At 69.2% G+C, this 16207-nt stretch carries 15 protein-coding genes; 12 read left to right on the forward strand and 3 right to left on the reverse strand.

Annotated features, from left to right (window positions below; genetic code table 11):
* Positions 1-30: 30 nt before the first annotated feature.
* From ABFX45_RS23390 to ABFX45_RS23400, 3 genes are read left to right on the forward strand one after another with little or no spacing between them, the layout of a single operon-like run.
* Entirely contained in the window at positions 31-954 is a 924-nt protein-coding gene (locus ABFX45_RS23390) for a ParA family protein (RefSeq protein ID WP_109637143.1), read from the forward strand.
* Entirely contained in the window at positions 951-1274 is a 324-nt protein-coding gene (locus ABFX45_RS23395) for a hypothetical protein (protein ID WP_109637144.1), read from the forward strand. The genes ABFX45_RS23390 and ABFX45_RS23395 overlap by 4 nt, the downstream gene beginning before the upstream one ends.
* Positions 1271-2092, forward strand: coding sequence for a segregation and condensation protein A (locus ABFX45_RS23400; RefSeq protein ID WP_109637145.1), 822 nt, complete (start codon positions 1271-1273; stop codon positions 2090-2092). Before ABFX45_RS23395 ends, ABFX45_RS23400 begins: the two co-directional genes overlap by 4 nt.
* A 62-nt stretch (positions 2093-2154) precedes the next feature.
* Here ABFX45_RS23400 and ABFX45_RS23405 read toward each other — a convergent pair whose 3' ends face one another.
* Positions 2155-3333: an RNA-guided endonuclease InsQ/TnpB family protein gene (locus ABFX45_RS23405; RefSeq protein WP_346131932.1), complete on the reverse strand. Its 1179-nt coding sequence runs from the start codon at positions 3331-3333 to the stop codon at positions 2155-2157.
* A 95-nt stretch (positions 3334-3428) separates the two neighbouring features.
* Here ABFX45_RS23405 and scpB point away from each other — a divergent pair, with 95 nt between their 5' ends.
* A complete protein-coding gene (scpB, locus tag ABFX45_RS23410; protein ID WP_346131933.1) occupies positions 3429-4328 on the forward strand; it encodes an SMC-Scp complex subunit ScpB in 900 nt (299 codons plus the stop codon).
* The gene (locus tag ABFX45_RS23415) at positions 4321-5055 is read left to right on the forward strand and encodes a pseudouridine synthase (RefSeq protein ID WP_109637147.1); all 735 of its coding nucleotides are present in this window, start codon (positions 4321-4323) and stop codon (positions 5053-5055) included. Before scpB ends, ABFX45_RS23415 begins: the two co-directional genes overlap by 8 nt.
* Before the next feature lie 40 nt (positions 5056-5095).
* On the opposite strand, the gene ABFX45_RS23420 is transcribed toward ABFX45_RS23415, so the two are convergent.
* A complete protein-coding gene (locus ABFX45_RS23420; protein ID WP_146231575.1) occupies positions 5096-5329 on the reverse strand; it encodes a hypothetical protein in 234 nt (77 codons plus the stop codon).
* Positions 5330-5643: 314 nt separating this feature from the next.
* Between ABFX45_RS23420 and ABFX45_RS23425 the strand changes: the two genes are divergently transcribed.
* The 7 genes from ABFX45_RS23425 (at position 5644) to ABFX45_RS23455 (ending at position 14707) form a co-directional block, all read left to right on the forward strand.
* Positions 5644-6186, forward strand: coding sequence for a WD40 repeat domain-containing protein (locus ABFX45_RS23425; protein WP_346131934.1), 543 nt, complete (start codon positions 5644-5646; stop codon positions 6184-6186).
* Positions 6187-6345: 159 nt separating this feature from the next.
* Positions 6346-9063 (forward strand): nSTAND1 domain-containing NTPase, encoded by a 2718-nt coding sequence (locus ABFX45_RS23430; protein ID WP_346131935.1) that lies wholly within the window; start codon positions 6346-6348, stop codon positions 9061-9063.
* Between the two features lie 114 nt (positions 9064-9177).
* The gene (locus ABFX45_RS23435; RefSeq protein WP_109637151.1) at positions 9178-11907 is read left to right on the forward strand and encodes an nSTAND1 domain-containing NTPase; all 2730 of its coding nucleotides are present in this window, start codon (positions 9178-9180) and stop codon (positions 11905-11907) included.
* 81 nt (positions 11908-11988) lie between these two features.
* Positions 11989-12732: an ABC transporter permease gene (locus tag ABFX45_RS23440; RefSeq protein WP_346131936.1), complete on the forward strand. Its 744-nt coding sequence runs from the start codon at positions 11989-11991 to the stop codon at positions 12730-12732.
* Positions 12729-13496: an ABC transporter permease gene (locus tag ABFX45_RS23445; protein WP_407656930.1), complete on the forward strand. Its 768-nt coding sequence runs from the start codon at positions 12729-12731 to the stop codon at positions 13494-13496. The genes ABFX45_RS23440 and ABFX45_RS23445 overlap by 4 nt, the downstream gene beginning before the upstream one ends.
* Complete coding sequence (locus ABFX45_RS23450) at positions 13480-14280, forward strand: ABC transporter ATP-binding protein (RefSeq protein ID WP_109637154.1); 801 nt, start codon at positions 13480-13482, stop codon at positions 14278-14280. Before ABFX45_RS23445 ends, ABFX45_RS23450 begins: the two co-directional genes overlap by 17 nt.
* Positions 14281-14293: 13 nt before the next feature.
* Positions 14294-14707 carry a DUF5956 family protein gene (locus ABFX45_RS23455; protein ID WP_346131937.1) on the forward strand — a complete coding sequence of 138 codons (414 nt, stop codon included), beginning with the start codon at positions 14294-14296 and terminating at the stop codon, positions 14705-14707.
* 582 nt (positions 14708-15289) lie between these two features.
* Here ABFX45_RS23455 and ABFX45_RS23460 read toward each other — a convergent pair.
* Positions 15290-16183 (reverse strand): IniB N-terminal domain-containing protein, encoded by an 894-nt coding sequence (locus ABFX45_RS23460; RefSeq protein WP_346131938.1) that lies wholly within the window; start codon positions 16181-16183, stop codon positions 15290-15292.
* Positions 16184-16207: the final 24 nt, after the last annotated feature.

The following is a 16207-nucleotide window of genomic DNA, read 5'->3' on the forward strand; positions in this document are numbered from 1 at the left end:
ACGACTACGACCAGTGAGGGAACGCCAGCCATGTCGACACCGGAGCACGCTTTCGCGCCCCGTGCCGATCTGAGCCTGGCTCCGCACGCCGCGCCGGTGGACGACGTTGCCACGGAGCAGGTCGACGGCATCGGCCCGGCGGGCCGCCCACGTCGCCACACCCCCGATCCGCCGCCGCTGCTGCACCACGGCCCGGCGAAGATCCTGGCGGTGTGCAACCAGAAGGGCGGCGTCGGAAAGACGACGTCGACCATCAACCTGGGCGCGGCGCTGGCCGAGTACGGCAGACGGGTGCTGCTGGTCGACTTCGACCCGCAGGGCGCGCTGTCGGTGGGCCTGGGCGTGCACCCCCACCAGCTGGAAACCACGATCTACAACGTGATCATGGAAGGTGACACCGCCGTAGGCGACGTCATCCGCAAGACCATGGTCGACGACATGGACCTGCTGCCGAGCAACATCGACCTGTCCGCGGCCGAGATCCAGCTCGTGTCCGAGGTGGGCCGCGAACACACGCTCGTGCGCACCCTTCGTCCCGTCATCGACCACTACGACTACGTGCTGGTCGACTGCCAGCCCTCGCTCGGCCTGCTCACGGTGAACGCCCTCGCGGCCGCGGACGGTGTGCTGATCCCGCTGGAGTGCGAGTTCTTCTCGCTGCGCGGGGTGGCGCTGCTCATCGACACCATCGAGAAGGTCAAGGAACGGTTGAACCCCAAGCTCAACATCACCGGCATCCTCGCCACGATGTACGACCCGCGCACGCTGCACTCGCGCGAGGTCATGGCCCGCGTCGTGGAGGCGTTCGGCGACATCGTGTTCGACGCGGTCATCAACCGCACCGTGCGCTTCCCGGAGACCACCGTGGCCGGTGAGCCGATCACGCGCTGGGCACCGCGGTCCTCCGGCGCCAACGCCTACCGCGCCCTGGCCCGCGAGGTGATCGCCCGGTGAACCGTCGCCCTTCACTGCCGGGGGCGGCCGAGCTCTTCCGGCTGACCGCTGCGCCCGCGTCCCCTTCTCCCGCTCCGGAAGAGGTCGCCCCGCAGCAACGCCGCGGCTCCGGCCGGACGAAGCACACCACGAAGATCACGGTGTACGTGTCCGACGAGGAGCTGCTGGCCCTGGAGCAGGCGCGGCTCTCGTTGCGCGCCTCGCACGGCCTGGGCGTCGACCGCGGCCGGGTGGTGCGTGAGGCGATCGCCATCGTGCTGGACGACCTCGAAACGCACGGAGACGCGTCGTTGCTGGTACGCAGGTTGCGCGAGCAGTGACAGAGGAAGCTCCTGTTGCTGATGACGGCAAGTTCAAGGTCCGGCTGACGAACTTCGAGGGCCCGTTCGACCTGCTGCTCCAGCTCATCTCCCAGCACACGCTCGACGTGACCGAGGTGGCGTTGCACCAGGTCACCGACGACTTCATCGCGCACATCCGCGCCATGGGGGACTCGTGGGACCTCGACGAGACCACCGAGTTCCTGGTCATCGCGGCGACCCTGCTGGACCTGAAGGCCGCCCGGCTCCTGCCCGCCGGCGACGTCGAGGACGAGGACGACCTGGCGCTGCTGGAGGCGCGGGACCTCCTGTTCGCGCGGTTGCTGCAGTACCGGGCCTACAAGCAGGTCGCGGCCCTGTTCGCCGAGCTGGAGCAGGGCGCCTATCGCCGTTATCCGCGGTCGGTGTCGCTGGAGCCGCGGTTCGAGGGCCTGCTGCCCGAGGTGATGCTCGGCGTGACGCCCGAGAAGTTCGCCCTGATCGCGGCCGCCTCCTTCCGCCCGAAGCAGAAGCGCACCCTGTCGGTGGCCCACATCCACCAGCACCGGGTGTCGATCCGCGAGACCGCGGACACGCTGCGCGCGTTGCTGATCGAGAAGGGCACGGCGTCGTTCGCGGAGATCGTCGCCGACTGCACCGAGACGATGGAGATCGTGGCGCGGTTCCTGGCGCTGCTGGAGCTGTACCGGGAGAAGTCGCTGGCCTTCGAGCAGGAGGATCCGCTCGGGCCGCTGCAGGTGACGTGGGTCGGTGGGACGTTGGAGGAAGCGCAGGCGCAGGTGCACGCCGGCGATGAGGACGAGGACTACGGCGGTTGACCTTCCTCCCGCCTGGTCGGCGGGGATTTCCATCGGGCTCGCGCCCGACAGTTCCTGCTTCTTCACCCTTGGTAGGGAGGTTGTGACGGTTGCCTCACCGGTTCGTGCCGGGTCGGTCCTACACCGTCTCCACAGGCTGTGACCGCCAGCCCGGCGGCCAGGATGTTCTTCGCCGCGTTCACGTCCCGATCGTGGGTCGCGCCGCACCGGCACGCCCACACCCGCACGCTCACCGGCATCGAGCCAGTCAGCGTCCCGCAGGCCGAGCAGATTTTGCTCGACGGGTACCACCGGTCGATGGCGATCACGTCGCGGCCGTACCACGCAGCCTTGTACTCGAGCATGGACCGCAGCTGCGACCACGATGCGTCGGAGATGGCACGCGCCTGCCGGCCTCGGAGCATGCCGGACACGTTCAAGTCCTCGATCACGATCGTTTGGTTTTCACGAACGAGCCGAGTGCTGAGCTTGTGCAGGAAGTCCCGCCGTCGATCGGCGATACGGGCGTACACGCACGCGACTGCGCGACGCGCCTTCTCCCGATTTGCAGAACCCTTTTGCTTGCGAGCCAGTGCGCGTTGGGCTCTGGCAAGCCGCTGCCGGTCCCGCCTTTCGTGTCGCGGGTTGGTGACCTTTTCCCCGGTGGAGAGTGTGACCAACGTGGTGAGGCCTGCGTCGATGCCCACAGCTCCGGCCGTGGGCAAGTAGTGATCCACGCTGGTCTCCACCAGGATCGACACGAACCAGCGACCGGCGCTATCTCTGGACACCGTGATGGTCGAAGGTTCGGCGCCTTCTGGAAGCGGCCGGGACCACTTGATCGCCAGCGGCTCGGACATCTTCGCCAACACGAGTCGGCCATCACGCCAGCGAAATGCGGAGCGCGTGTACTCCGCCGAAGCACGGGACTTCTTGCGCGACTTGAACCGCGGATGTCGCGCACGCCGGGTGAAAAAGTGACTGAATGCGCTCTGCAGATGCCGCAGCGTCTGTTGCAGCGGGACGCTGGACACCTCGCCCAGAAACGCCAACTCCTCGGTCTTCTTCCAGGCGGTGAGCATGGCCGAAGTGTCGCCGTAGGTGATTCGCCGTTGGTTCTGAGTCCATGCCGCAGCGCGCGCTTCCAGGGCCTTGTTGTAGACCAGACGCACACACCCGAACGTGCGCGACAGCTCTGCTGCTTGAGCATCGGTCGGATAGAAACGGTACTTGAACGCCCGCTTCACCAGCGTCTTGCTCACCGTTCACATTCTTGCAGGCAACGATCTGAGGCTGATTCCGAGGGATCGGCTGGTTCCCGGTCACGAGGCCGGGACTTCCGCCAATTGGAGTTTCGATGAGTGAGCCACTGGTCGGGCCGGACGCGGCGGAGATCGAGAACCCCGGGCCGGCGTTCGACGGAGACCGTCGGGTGGACGACGCCGCTGCAGCGCCGGAGGCGGCCGAGGCTGAGGCCGAGGTCGCCGCGGACGCCGAGCCCGAGTCGGTAGCGGAGGCCGACGCGGACGCCGAGCCAGAGTCGGTAGCGGAGGCCGACGCGGACCCCGAGCCCGCGCCCGCCTCCGAGCCCGAACCTGGACCGGAATCCGACTCCGAGCCTGAGCCGGAAGCCGACCCCGACGCCGCCACCCTCGAAGCCCAGCTCCTCGCCGCCGCCCCCGAGGAGGCCATCGAGGACAGCGGCCTCCCCGACCTCACCGACGAGCGGGAACTGGACGCCGCACTGGAGTCCGTCCTCCTCGTGGTCGACAGCCCGATCGCGGAAGACCAGCTCAGCAGTGCCCTTGAGCAGCCGGTTAAGCGAATCAAGGAGGCACTCCGTAGACTCTCCAGCCGGTACACCGAGTCCGGCAGTGGCATCGACCTGCGCAGGGCGGGAGACGGCTGGCGGTTCTACACGCGAGACCGGTACGCCCCGTTCGTGGAGAAGCTGCTGCTCGACGGCCAGCGCGCGAAACTCACCCGCGCGGCCCTGGAGACGCTCGCGGTGATCGCCTACCGGCAGCCCGTCACGAGGGCTCGGGTCGCGGCGGTGCGTGGCGTCAACGTGGACGGTGTGATCCGGACCCTGGTCGCGCGGGGGCTCATCGAGGAGACGGGCACCGACAGCGACACGGGTGGGATCCTGTACCGCACGACCGAACTGTTCCTGGAGCGGTTGGGGCTGTCGTCGTTGCACGACCTGCCGCCAATCGCGCCGCTGCTGCCCGAAGTGGATGCGATCGACGATGTCTGAGAACGAGGGCGTGCGCCTGCAGAAGGTGCTCGCACAGGCGGGGATCGCCTCCCGCCGTGCTTCGGAGGAGCTGATCGACCAGGGCCGCGTCCAGGTCGACGGCAAGGTTGTGCGCGAGCAGGGGCGCCGGATCGACCCCGAGACGGCCGTGGTGCACGTCGACGGCGTGCGGGTGCAGATCCGCGAGGACGTCGTCACCATCGCGCTGAACAAGCCGTTCGGCATGCTCTCCACGATGGAGGACGACCTGGGCCGGCCGTGTGTGGGCGACCTGGTGCGCAACCGCAAGGAGCGCCTGTTCCACGTCGGCCGCCTCGACGCCGAGACCGAGGGCCTGCTGCTGCTCACCAACGACGGCGAGCTCGCGCACCGGCTCATGCACCCGAGCTACAACGTCATGAAGACCTACCTCGCCGAGGTCCCCGGCCCGGTGGAGAAGGGCCTCGGCAAGAAGCTCAAGGCCGGCATCGAGCTGGAGGACGGGCCGATCAAGGTCGACTCCTTCAAGCTCATCAGCGCCGTGCCGGGCAAGGCCCTGGTCGAGGTCGTCCTGCACGAGGGCCGCAAGCACATCGTGCGCCGGCTGCTCGAGCACGTCGGCTACCCGGTGCAGTCGCTGGTGCGCGTCGCGATCGGTGACGTGTCGCTCGGCAACCAGCGCCCAGGCTCGATGCGCGTGCTCAACCGCCAGGAAGTCGGCGGTCTCTACAAGCTCGTCGGTCTCTGAGAGACGTGTCCCTCCGGCCCGCCGGAGGGACACGCACTCGTCACTGCTCGTAGGACAACCCGAGATCGCCCGCGTGCACGTACACCTCCGCACGAGAGTCCCAGAGCCGGCCGCGATACCAGCCCGCACCGGCCCACGCGTCGATGAAGATCTTCGTCCCCGCCGGTACGTACCGCGGCGGCTCGTCCGTTCGTCTCACGTAGATGCCGCGATCGACCTCGCACACCATCCGCGCGGGTATCTCGGTCGCCGCCCCACCTGCCTCATTGATCATCAACGGTTCCCCCTCGTGCTCGTTCCGGCCGCTGACCGGCTGAGGCGAGGCTAGGGAGATCGCGTTGTCCACGGCCGTCGGCTCACGCTGAACAACAAGACGTGGACGTGTTCGCCGGTTTGTGATCACACTCTGACGACCCCCGTGCCCCTCCGGCCCCCCGAGTCCGGAGGGGCACCCCCAGGCGATCCCCCGATCACCACCTGCAACGCAAACGCTACGGCGAACACGTTGTAAGGGGTCGGCCATGCGCTTTGAACAACACGGTGTGGACAATCGGTCACAGGATGTCGCCGGACGGCCGCATTCTGGCCGTGTCCCGGTTGAATGCCGGACCCGTCGAGATCTGGCGGCTCGACGGTGACACGGTCAACCGGGTGTACGCGAACGTGACGCAGGGGTCCTGGGAACCCTTCCAGGTCAGCGCGGACGGGAGGTTTCTCCTGATGGTCAACTCGGTGGAGGGCAAGGTGCAGGTGTGGGACGTCGCCGACCCCGCGAATCCGGTGGTGTGGGCCGACATCGCCACCCTGCCCCGCGCCGAACCCATGGTCGAGTTCGCCCCGGGCGGTCGCCGGGTGCTCCTCGGCACGGAGCGCGCCGTGCACGTCTGGGACCTGGCGCAGCGCGGCAAGCCCGTGCGGGTGGCCGCGTTCGAGAACTTCCCCGACAACGTGACCGCGGTTGATCACTGGTCGCCGCCGTACGGGTTCATCGCGCTGACGAAGGGATACATCTGGCTGCTGCGCACGGACGTCGACCAGGTGATCGAAGATCTGTGCCTCGGCGGTGCGGCACTGTCCGACCAGGAGTGGGCGAGATACCTGCCGGACGTCGAGCGGGTGCCCGTCTGCTGAGCCGTGGGTGGCACCGGGGGGGGCGGCCACCCACGGCCACACCGGCGCCGGTTCGGGGCGCGAGCACCGGGCTTCTTCCCCGGCGTTCCACGTTAGGGCGTTCGGGTTGTTCACGGTCAGCCGTTGGCCGCTGAACAAAGTTCTCTGAACAATGACGGGATGCCGAGACGGGAACGCCCTCTCGAGGAGGGCGAGAGCGGTCTCCTGCGGTTCGCCGCCGATCTGCGCCGGCTGCGGGAGCGTGCGGGCAGCCCGACCTACCGGGAGCTGAGCCGGCGTGCGCACTACTCGGCCGCCGCGTTGTCGGAGGCGGCGGGCGGGCGGAAGCTGCCGTCGCTTGCCGTGACGAAGGCCTACGCCAAGGCCTGTGACGCCGACCCGGAGGAGTGGGCGCGGCGGTGGCGTGCCGTGGCCGAGACGGAGGCGCGGGCGGCAGGGGACAGCCCGTACGTCGGGCTGGCGATGTTCCAGCCGGACGACGCGCCGAAGTTCTTCGGGCGTGAGCGGTTGACGGCTGAGCTGCTGATCACGAGGCACCGCTTCACCGGGGTGTTCGGGCCGTCCGGGGTGGGGAAGTCCTCGTTGCTGCGGGCCGGTCTCATCGCCCGCACGCGCGAGCCCGTCCTGTTGTTCACGCCCGGCGCGAACCCCGTGGAGGAGTGCGCGGTCGCGCTCGCCCGGCTCACGGGTGCGGATGCGGTCGAGCTCGCGGAGGAGCTGAAAGATCCGGAGGTGCTTCGCCGCAAGCACGGGCACCTCGTGGTCGTGGACCAGTTCGAGGAGCTGTTCACGTTGTGCCGCGACGAAGAGCTTCGCGTGTGGCTCATCGCGGCACTGACGAGATGTACGAAGGTCGTCATCGGCGTGCGCGCCGACTACTACGGCCATTGCACGCAATATCCGGAACTCGTCGAGGTGCTGCGCGGCAGTCAGGTCATGGTCGGCGCGATGAGGCCCGACGAGCTGCGCCTCGCCATCACCGAACCCGCCGGGGTGGCGGGGGCCAAGGTCGAGACGGCGTTGCTGGCGCGGCTGATGGCGGACGCGGTGGGGCAGGCCGCCGTGTTGCCGCTGCTGTCCCACGCGCTGGCGGAGACCTGGCAGCACCGTCGCGGCATGACGTTGACGCTCGCCGGTTACGAGGAGGTCGGCGGCCTCGAACACGCCGTCGCCCGTACCGCGCAGGAGGTTTTCGACGGCTTCACCGCCGGGCAACAGCAGCAGGCCAAACGGATCCTCCTGCGGCTCGTGACCGCGGAGGACACGAAACGCCGTGCGCACAAGGACGAGCTCGAAGCCGACGAGGACGTGCTGTGCGCGTTGGCGGCGGCCCGGCTCGTCGTGATCGACCGCGACGGTGTCGAACTGGCGCACGAGGCGCTGATCCGCGGCTGGCCCGCGTTCGCCCGGTGGATCGAAGAGGACCGCGAGAACATCAAGGCACAGCGCGAACTCACGCACGCCGCGCAGACCTGGGAGTCCCTCGACCGCGACCCCGGCGCGTTGTACCGCGGCCGCCGGCTGGCCACCGTCCCGTCCGGACTTTCCTTGAACTCCAGGGAACGCGCGTTCCTCGCCGCGAGCCTGGCCGCCGAGCACGAGATCTCGGTTAGTGCACGAAGACGCACCCGCCGCCAACGTCAGCTGCTCGTCGCGCTGGCCGCTCTGGTCGTCGTCGCCGCCAGCTCGACGATCTTCGCCTTGCAGGCCGCCAGAACCGCCGACGAGCAACGCACCGCCGCCGCCGTGTTGAGGGCCGTCGGCGACGCTGCAGTACTGCGTTCCACCAACCCCGCGCTGGCCCAGCAGGTCGCCCTCGCGGCCTACCAGATGGTGCCGTTGCCCCAGGCGCGCAACGGTTTGCGGCAGGAGGACGTCCCCTCGCAGGTGCTGCGCGACGCCGAGTCCGAAGTGTCCGCACTGGTCGTCGGCCCGACCCGGCAACAGGTGGCGACCGGCCACCGCGACGGCGCGGTGGTGCTGACGGACCTCGACGACCTGCCGTCCCCGCGCACTTCCCACGAAGCCACCAGGCACGCCGGCGCCGTCACGGCCCTCGCGATGGACTCGGCCGGTGGCCTGGTCGCCTCTGTCGGCGAGGACGGCGCCGTGCACGTGGTCGACGTCTTCCTCGGCAAGCCCCGCCGGCTGACCGTCCTCCCCGCCCGCGCCGCCGCCATCGCCTGGCAGGGCAGCACTCTCGTCACCACCGGCCACGACGGCGTCCTGAGCTTCTGGACCGACCTCCGCCGCGAACGCCCGAGACTGCTCCACACCGTCCAGCTCGGCCTGGGACCGTTGGCGGGCATGGCTTTCCGCGACGACGGCCACGTCCTCGCCGCCGTCACGACCGGCCGCGCCGTCCACCTCGTCGACGTCACCGCTCCTCGTGAGGCCGCGCTTCTCTCCCTGACCGAGAAGTTCGCGGGCAGCGCCCAGTTCGCCGGCCGGAACCTGCTCATGACCACAGCCGCCACCGCCGTCCACCTCTGGGACACCACCGACCCGCGTGATCCCGTGCTGCGTGCCGAGATCCCGTCCGGCGGCGGCGAGGTCACCTCGGCGTGGCTCGGCACGGGCAGCGTCGCGGTGGCCACCGACGACGGTCTGGTGCGGTTGTGGCAGCTGGAGGACCAGGAGGAACCCGTCGAGCAGGCGCTGCTGCGCGGCCACACCGGTCCGGTCGCCGCGGTGGGGCTGACACCGAAGGGCGACGAGGTGGTGACGGGTGGTGCGGACCGGGCGGTGCGGCTGTGGAACGCCGACCCGCGGGACCCGGCCGTCCGGATCTGCGAACAGGCCCATCCGCGGATGAGCCGCGAGGAGTGGCGGCGGTACTTCGGCGACCTGGACTTCGCGCCGCCGTGCCAGGACTGAGCGGCACGTCCGATGACGTGGAGCGATCACGAAGCAGGCCTGCGGATGGTCAGCGCTTAGCGGGCCGTTAGACGGCAGGCGAAGCTCTGGTGGACAATCCGGCCGGGAGGCGGCATGCCACGAGGGGAACGACCGCTGGGTCCGGAGGACACCGCGTTGCTGCGGTTCGCCGGTGACCTGCGCAGACTGCGTGACCAAGCAGGCAAACCGAGCTACCGCGAGCTGGCGCGGCGGGCCAACTACTCGCCCACCGCGTTGTCCGACGCGGCGGGTGGGCGGAAGCTGCCGTCCCTCGCGCTGACGCTGGCGTTCGTCCGGGCGTGTGAAGCTGATCCCGCGCCGTGGACCAAGCGGTGGCGTGAGCTCGCAGCCGAGCACGCACTGCCATTGCATCCTAACGCACCGTATCCGGGCACTGAACCGTTCGGCGAGCATGATGCGAAGAGGTACTTCGGCCGCGAGTACCTCGTCGAGCAGGTCGTGGAGTCGGTCAGGGTGCGGCCGCTCACCGTGCTCGTCGGTGCCTCCGGGTCGGGCCGGACCTCGCTGCTGGCCGCCGGCATCAAGCCCGCCCTCGAAGACGCCGTGGTGATCACGCCGAAGGGCAACGCGCTCGAGGACCTCGCCCGCACCCTCGCCGAGATCTTCGAGAACACCACGCCCGAGCAGCTCAGCGCCGAGTTCCGGCAGGACCCCGACCACCTCCGGCTGAGGATTCGCCAGCACCGCCCCGGCCTCACCCTCCTCGTCGACGACTTCGAGCAGGTGCTCGACCAGCAGGACTTCGTCGCAGCCCTCACCCGCTGCCCGCACGTCGTCGTCGCGGTCCGCGCGGACCACCGCGACCGGTGCCACGAGAAGGGCCTGGACGGCAACGAGATCGTCATCGAGCCGATGAGCGCGGACCAGCTGCGCCGCGCGATCACCGAGCCCGCCGCCAAGATCGGCGCCACCGTCGAGACCGCGGTGATCGCGCGACTGGTCGCGGACGCCGCCAACCAGCACGCGCTCCCGCTGGTGCAGCAGGCGCTGACCGAGACCTGGCGGCGCAAGCGCGGCATGACGCTGTCCCAGTCCGGGTTCGAGGAGGCCGGCGGCATCGAACACGTCGTCGCGCGGGCGGCCGACGCGTTCTTCGACAGCCTCAGCGAGGACGGCAGAAGAGCGGCGAGAGGCGTCTTCCTGCGGCTGATCTCGGTGCAGCGCAACGGAATCGTGCAACGCAGGACCCGCAGGCTCGACATCGAGCCGCACCTGCTGGACCTGCTCGCCAAGGCCAGGCTCGTGACGCTGACCGAGGACGGCGCCGAGCTCACCCACGACGCGGTGCTGCGCTGGCCCAGGCTCACCGAGTGGATCGACGAGGAACGCGACAACCTCCGCACGCACGAGCAGCTCGTCACCGCGATCGAGCTGTGGGAGGCGAGCGACCGCGACCCGCTGGCCCTCTACCGGGGCGCGCGGCTGCGCAAGGCCAAGGAGCTCGGCGACTTCCTGACGGTGCACGAGCGCCGGTTCGTCGACATCAGCATCAGGCGCGAGACCCGGCGTTCGACCGCGTTGATCGCGGTGATGGCGGTGCTGGTCGCGCTCGTGCCCGGCACCGTCATCTACGCCCTGGCCAACGAGCGCAAGATCAGCCAGCTGTACGACAGGGAGCTCGGCGGCAAGGCGATCTCCGAGTCCTCGGCGCTGATGGAGCAGCGTCGGCCGTACGCGGACAAGTACGCGCTGGTCGGCTACAAGGTCAACCCGTCGGCCGAGGCGGAGAAGGTGCTGCGGCTCGCCAACGCGGTAACGCGTGGGATCCCGTTCACCGGCACCCCGGCGGACAACGCCGACGTGCTGGTCGCGCCGCGCGGTGAGCTCGCCGCGGTGACCGACGAGGACGGCACGGACCGCATGTGGAGCCTCGACGAGGACAGCGCGGTGCCGGGCAAGAGGTTCTTCGACCGGCACCGGGTCGTCAAGCTCGCCGAACGCCGGGTCGTCACGAAGGACCCCGCCGACCAGGAGCACCTGTGGGCCGTCAACGACGCGAATGACCTCACCTACCTCGCGCCGCTGCCCGACCGGTTCCGGACGCTCGACATCAGCCCGGACGGCTCGCGGATCGTCGGCAAGATCGGCGGCGCGGTCGTCCCAGGACTGCCGACGCCGGACGCGTCCGAGCGTTCGATGCTGCTCGACCTCGGCGACCCCCGCAGACCCCGCGAGCTGCCGATGCCGGTGCGCAACCCCGAGACCGTCGCGCTGAGCCAGGACGGCCGCGAGCTCGCGACCTCCGTGTGGGACCCGGCGTCGGGCAACTCGACGATCGAGTTCTGGCGGATCGGCGGCACCTACGAACCAGCCGCGCCGGCGTTGGTCCAGCCCGTCTACGTCCGCAGTCTCACCTACTCGAGCGACGGTCGCTGGCTCGCCGTCGAGCACTCGCCGGAGTCCATCGTCGAGGTGTGGCAGCGCGTGCCCAGCGGCGCGCCCGTGCTCCGCGCGACGCTCAACAGCGTGATGCGCACGGGGGCCCGTGTCACGTTCTCCGACGACGGCCGCGTGGCCGTGGTCCGCGACAACATCTTCGAGGTGCAGCAGCTCTACACGTCGGGTCGCCAGGCGGACCGGCTCGTGTACGTCTCCGGGCACGGCCAGTCGATGCGTGCCGTGTACCGGTCGCAGTACCAGGACTTCCTCGTGCGCAGCGGGGGCCGGGATCCCGAGCTGCTGCCGTACGACCTCGACAGCGCCCGGATCATCAAGAGGATGTGTGAAAAAGACGGCGCACGGCTCACGGACTCCGAATGGGTGAAGAGCTTCGGCGAAGTGGAGCGCGTCGAGGTCTGCTGAATCGCGCTGATGTGTGGGAAACAACCCGGAGTTGGGCCGGCACGCATTGTGAACAGGAGATCCACTCTCTAGGGTGACCGAGTGCGTGCGTTCACAAGGGGGCTTCTCGGCATCGCCGGGTTCCTCGTGCTGTGGGAGCTCTTAGGACGCTCTCCTCTCATCCCTGCAGAGGCGCTCCCGCCACCGTCCGTCGTGGTCGGTGAGCTCGTCACGCAGCTGACTTCGCCGGACTTCATCAGTCATGTCGTGGCAACGGTCCTGGCACTGCTGATCGCCATCGTGATCGCCGTCGTCATCGCGGTGCCGAGTGGACTCGTGCTCGGCAGCATCCCCGCTGTCCGGCACGCGACGCGCGCGGTCATCGAGTTCCTGCGCCCGATCCCTTCTGTGGCACTGATTCCGCTCGCGCTCGTGATGCTGGGCTTCGGCCCGGAAACCAAGATCACGCTGGCCGTCTACGCGGCACTGTGGCCGATCCTCTTCAACACCATTTACGCGCTGGACGAACTGGACTCGCTCCTCGTTGACACGGCAAGGGTTTTCGGGACCGGCCGAATCGGAGTGCTGTTCCTGGTCGCCCTGCCCAGCGCACTGCCGTTCGTCCTCACCGGAATCCGGCTCGCGGCGACGACGGCGCTGGTCGTGATGGTGAGCGTGGAGCTCATGGCCGGCAGCCAGATCGGCATCGGCTACTTCATCATGGAGGCCCGCAGCGGACCGGGCCGGATGGACCAGGTGCTGGTCGGCACCGTGGTCGCGGGCGCGATCGGCGTCCTGCTCAACAACGGCCTCGAGCGCGTCCGCCGGCGATGGGTGGCCTGGTGAGCAAGTTCCTGCAGCGGTGGACCGTTTTCGCCGGGCTGGTTGTCGTGTGGCAACTGCTCGGCTGGTTCGCCGACGACCCGTTCTTCCCGCCGCCGTCGAAGATCCTCACCGCGGCCTACGAGTGGTGGGTCGTCGAACCGTCGAACTTCACCGAGCACATCGTGCCGTCGGTGACGCGGCTGCTGTCGGGCTGGGCGATCGCCTGCGTGATCGGTGTGTCGCTGGGCCTGCTCCTGGGCCGCTCGGAGCGGGCGATGGAGTACGCGGGCCCGTTGCTCGTGTTCCTGCGCTCGATCCCGCCACCCGCGCTGGTGCCGGTGTTCCTGCTGCTGTTCAAGGCGGGCACGTCGATGCAGCTCGCGACGATCGTCTTCGGCGTCGTCTGGCCGGTGCTGCTGAACAGCGTGGACGGTGCCCGCTCCGTTGACGTGACCAAAGTGGACACTTCGGCGGTCTTCCAGATCCCGCGCTGGCAGTGGGTGCTCGGCGTGGTCCTGCCCGCCGCGTCGCCCAAGATCTTCGCCGGGCTGCGGGTCTCGCTGTCGCTTTCTCTCGTGCTGATGGTGATCTCCGAGCTGGTGGGCACGGACAACGGCATCGGCTCGCAGCTCATGCAGGCACAGCGCGAGTTCGACTACACGCGCATGTGGGCCGGCATCGTCCTGCTGGGCGTGCTCGGCTACGGACTCAACACCGCGCTGCTGGCGGTGGAACGCAGAGCGTTGGCCTGGCAACCGAGGAGTCGTGATGAGCAACATGCTTGAGGTGGCCGACCTCGGCCACACGTACGGCGACCACGAGGCCATCGGTGGCCTGTCGTTCACCGTGCGCGCCGGCGAGCTGGTGTGCGTGGTGGGCCCGTCGGGCTGCGGCAAGTCCACCTTGCTGCGCACGATCTCCGGCCTCGTCGCGCCTTCGCGTGGCGACGTGTCCCTGCACGGCTCGCATCTCGCCGTGGTGTTCCAGGACTACTCGCGCTCGTTGTTCCCGTGGCTCACCGTGCAGGGCAACGTGGAGTTCCCGCTGCGGTCTCTGCCGCGCGCGGAACGTCGCAAGCGTGCCGCTGAGGCTCTGGAGTGGGTGGGGTTGGCCGGAGCTGCTCGCAAGCGGCCGTGGCAGCTGTCCGGTGGCATGCAGCAGCGTGTGGCGATCGCGCGCGCTCTCGCCTACCGGCCTGCCTTGTTGTTGATGGACGAGCCGTTCGCCTCTGTGGACGCGCAGACCCGGTTCGAGTTGGAAGACCTGTTGCTTCGCGTGCGCCGTGAGCACGACACGACCGTTCTCGTGGTCACGCACGACATCGACGAGTCGGTGTACCTGGGGGACCGGATCCTGGTGCTGTCCGGGTCTCCCGCGCGGCTGGTGGCGGATCTGGAGGTGCCGTTGCCCGCGGAGCGGAACCAGGTGACGACGCGGACCGACGAGGTGTTCGTGGAGCTGAGGTCGAAGGTGGCGCGGCTGCTCAACGTCGGCAAGCCGGCGGCGATGGACGTGGAGAAGTGGGCAGCGGCCGAGCGCGAGTCGCTGAGCGAGACGGTCTCGTCCTGACACACTTCCCGGCGTGACGGACTGGAGCCTCTTCCTCGTCGTCGACGCGGAGCCTGTCGAGGTGTCCGGCGGGGGCAGGGACAGAGTCGTGCTCCTGGAAGGCCGGCGGCTGCTCGCGTTGCCGGACAACGGCTATGAGCTGCTCCTGGCGTGGGTCGCCGGTCCGCGCCGAGTGGTGCGCACGCCCGCACCGATGCACCCTGACCAGGACATCATCAACACGTTCGTCAACTCCTACCTCGTCGAGGCCGGTGCTGTGCCGCGGCCGCGCGGGTTCGCCTGGTACCTGGACCTGCCGGTCGGAGTCACGCCGTCCGACGTGTGGCACGTGGTCGACGCGGGCCGTGCGCACGGATCCCCGGTGGACCTGCACCGTGTCCGGGAGGCGATGGAGCGAGGGGTGGCTGTGCTCTACGACGCGGCCTGACGGCAGACCTGCGCCAAGCACAGACAGCTAGATCCTGGGGGTTCGGATTCTGAACGGTTGAGTCGGGTTTCGGGGCGCCGTCGGCCCGGTCGCTGTGGATCTTTATGAGGGGAGCTTTCCTAAACCTGAGGTTGAAGAAAGCTCCCCTCATCAACAGCCGGGGTCCGGTGCTCGGCGGTCCGAGGCGAAGCCTCACTGGTGGCGTGACCCGGAACGTCGGCTGGGTAATTCACGCTCAGCGGGGCACCTCGCGGCATCGCCCCCGCGCCCCATACATCCAGTATGAGTCCAGTATGAGGACGCGGGGGCGGCACCACGATGCACCCGTCTGACCGCGAATTCGCCCGGCAACGTTCCGGGCCACGCCACTCGGCCCCGGACCCGCCGAGGTCCGGGGCCCAGCTGTATCGCACGGCGACAGGGCTTGCGGGTGGCCCGCCAGCCGACGAGAAGCCGTCACCGTGCGAAGAGGAGGTGTGTGCGTACAACCGGGGAAGGCGGGCACCCGCGCCTCGGGGGCAGAGTCGCAGAGCGCCCGCCTGCCGTTCCCCGTGAACCGCTCGAAGAGCAGTGGCAGAACGATCAGAAGTGGATGTCCACGTCGTTGTGGTTGCCGACGCCGCCGTCGAGGAGGTTGAGGTCGCCCAGCTTGACGTCACCGATGACCTGGCCGAGGTCGTGGTGCACGTCGCCGACCTGCACGACGTTGTCGGTCACGTTCGCGACGTCCTTGACGTCCACGACGTCCTTGACCAGCACGTCGGAGTCGATGACGTCCTTCACGAGGACGTCGGCGTCGAGGTCCTTGACCAGCACGTCGGTGACACCGTTCGCGCCCGCCACCTCGACCGCCTGGCCGACCACGGACTCGACGTTGGCGTGCGCGGCGACGTCGGTGACGGTGGAGACGACCTCGGTCGCCTGCGGGACGGCGGGAACGGCGGGGACGGCGGGAACGGTGGAGACGACAGAGTCGAGGGTGCCCGACACGTCGCCCAGGCCGGAGAAGTCGCCGAGGCCGGAGACGTCCGAGACGAGCGCGGTGATGGCGGACGGCGTGGCGACGTCGGCGACGCCGGTGACACCCTCCACGTTGCCCGCGATCTGCAGCAGGCTGTCGACGGCCGGCAGCTCGCCGCCGAGGATGTCGTCGATGCCCTCGACGTTCGGCACGGACGCGGCGTCGAGCACCAGCGGCAGGATGTCGTGGACGTCGCCCGCGGTGATGTCGCTCAGGCCGGCGGCCTCGAGGCAGCCCAGCGGGTCCTGCTGGAACGCCTCACGGGCGTCGAGGTCGGTCAGGAGGCCGAGAGTGAAGTCGTGCAGGGTGGTCGGCTCGGCCTGCACCGTGGTGCCGCCGGTCTCCACCGTGGCGCCACCGGTCGCCACCGTGGTGTTGCCCGTCTCCACCGTGGTCGGGGTGGACTCCACCGTGGTCGGGGCGGTCTGCACCGGGGTCGTCTCGGTCTGCTGCATGGGACTCAAGCTCCTGTAGCTGAA

Origin of the sequence: Lentzea roselyniae, assembly GCF_039537795.1 — a bacterium.
Lineage (GTDB): Bacteria > Actinomycetota > Actinomycetes > Mycobacteriales > Pseudonocardiaceae > Lentzea > Lentzea atacamensis.

Bases quoted from the DNA above. Each gene is read 5' to 3' on its own strand.
- ABFX45_RS23435 (WP_109637151.1), top strand. From the start codon at position 9,178: ATGCCACGAGGGGAACGACCGCTGGGTCCGGAGGACACCGCGTTGCTG.
- ABFX45_RS23390 (WP_109637143.1), top strand. From the start codon at position 31: ATGTCGACACCGGAGCACGCTTTCGCGCCCCGTGCCGATCTGAGCCTG.
- ABFX45_RS23415 (WP_109637147.1), top strand. From the start codon at position 4,321: ATGTCTGAGAACGAGGGCGTGCGCCTGCAGAAGGTGCTCGCACAGGCG.
- ABFX45_RS23430 (WP_346131935.1), top strand. From the start codon at position 6,346: ATGCCGAGACGGGAACGCCCTCTCGAGGAGGGCGAGAGCGGTCTCCTG.
- ABFX45_RS23420 (WP_146231575.1), bottom strand. From the start codon at position 5,329: ATGATCAATGAGGCAGGTGGGGCGGCGACCGAGATACCCGCGCGGATG.
- scpB (WP_346131933.1), top strand. From the start codon at position 3,429: ATGAGTGAGCCACTGGTCGGGCCGGACGCGGCGGAGATCGAGAACCCC.
- ABFX45_RS23460 (WP_346131938.1), bottom strand. From the start codon at position 16,183: ATGCAGCAGACCGAGACGACCCCGGTGCAGACCGCCCCGACCACGGTG.
- ABFX45_RS23450 (WP_109637154.1), top strand. From the start codon at position 13,480: ATGAGCAACATGCTTGAGGTGGCCGACCTCGGCCACACGTACGGCGAC.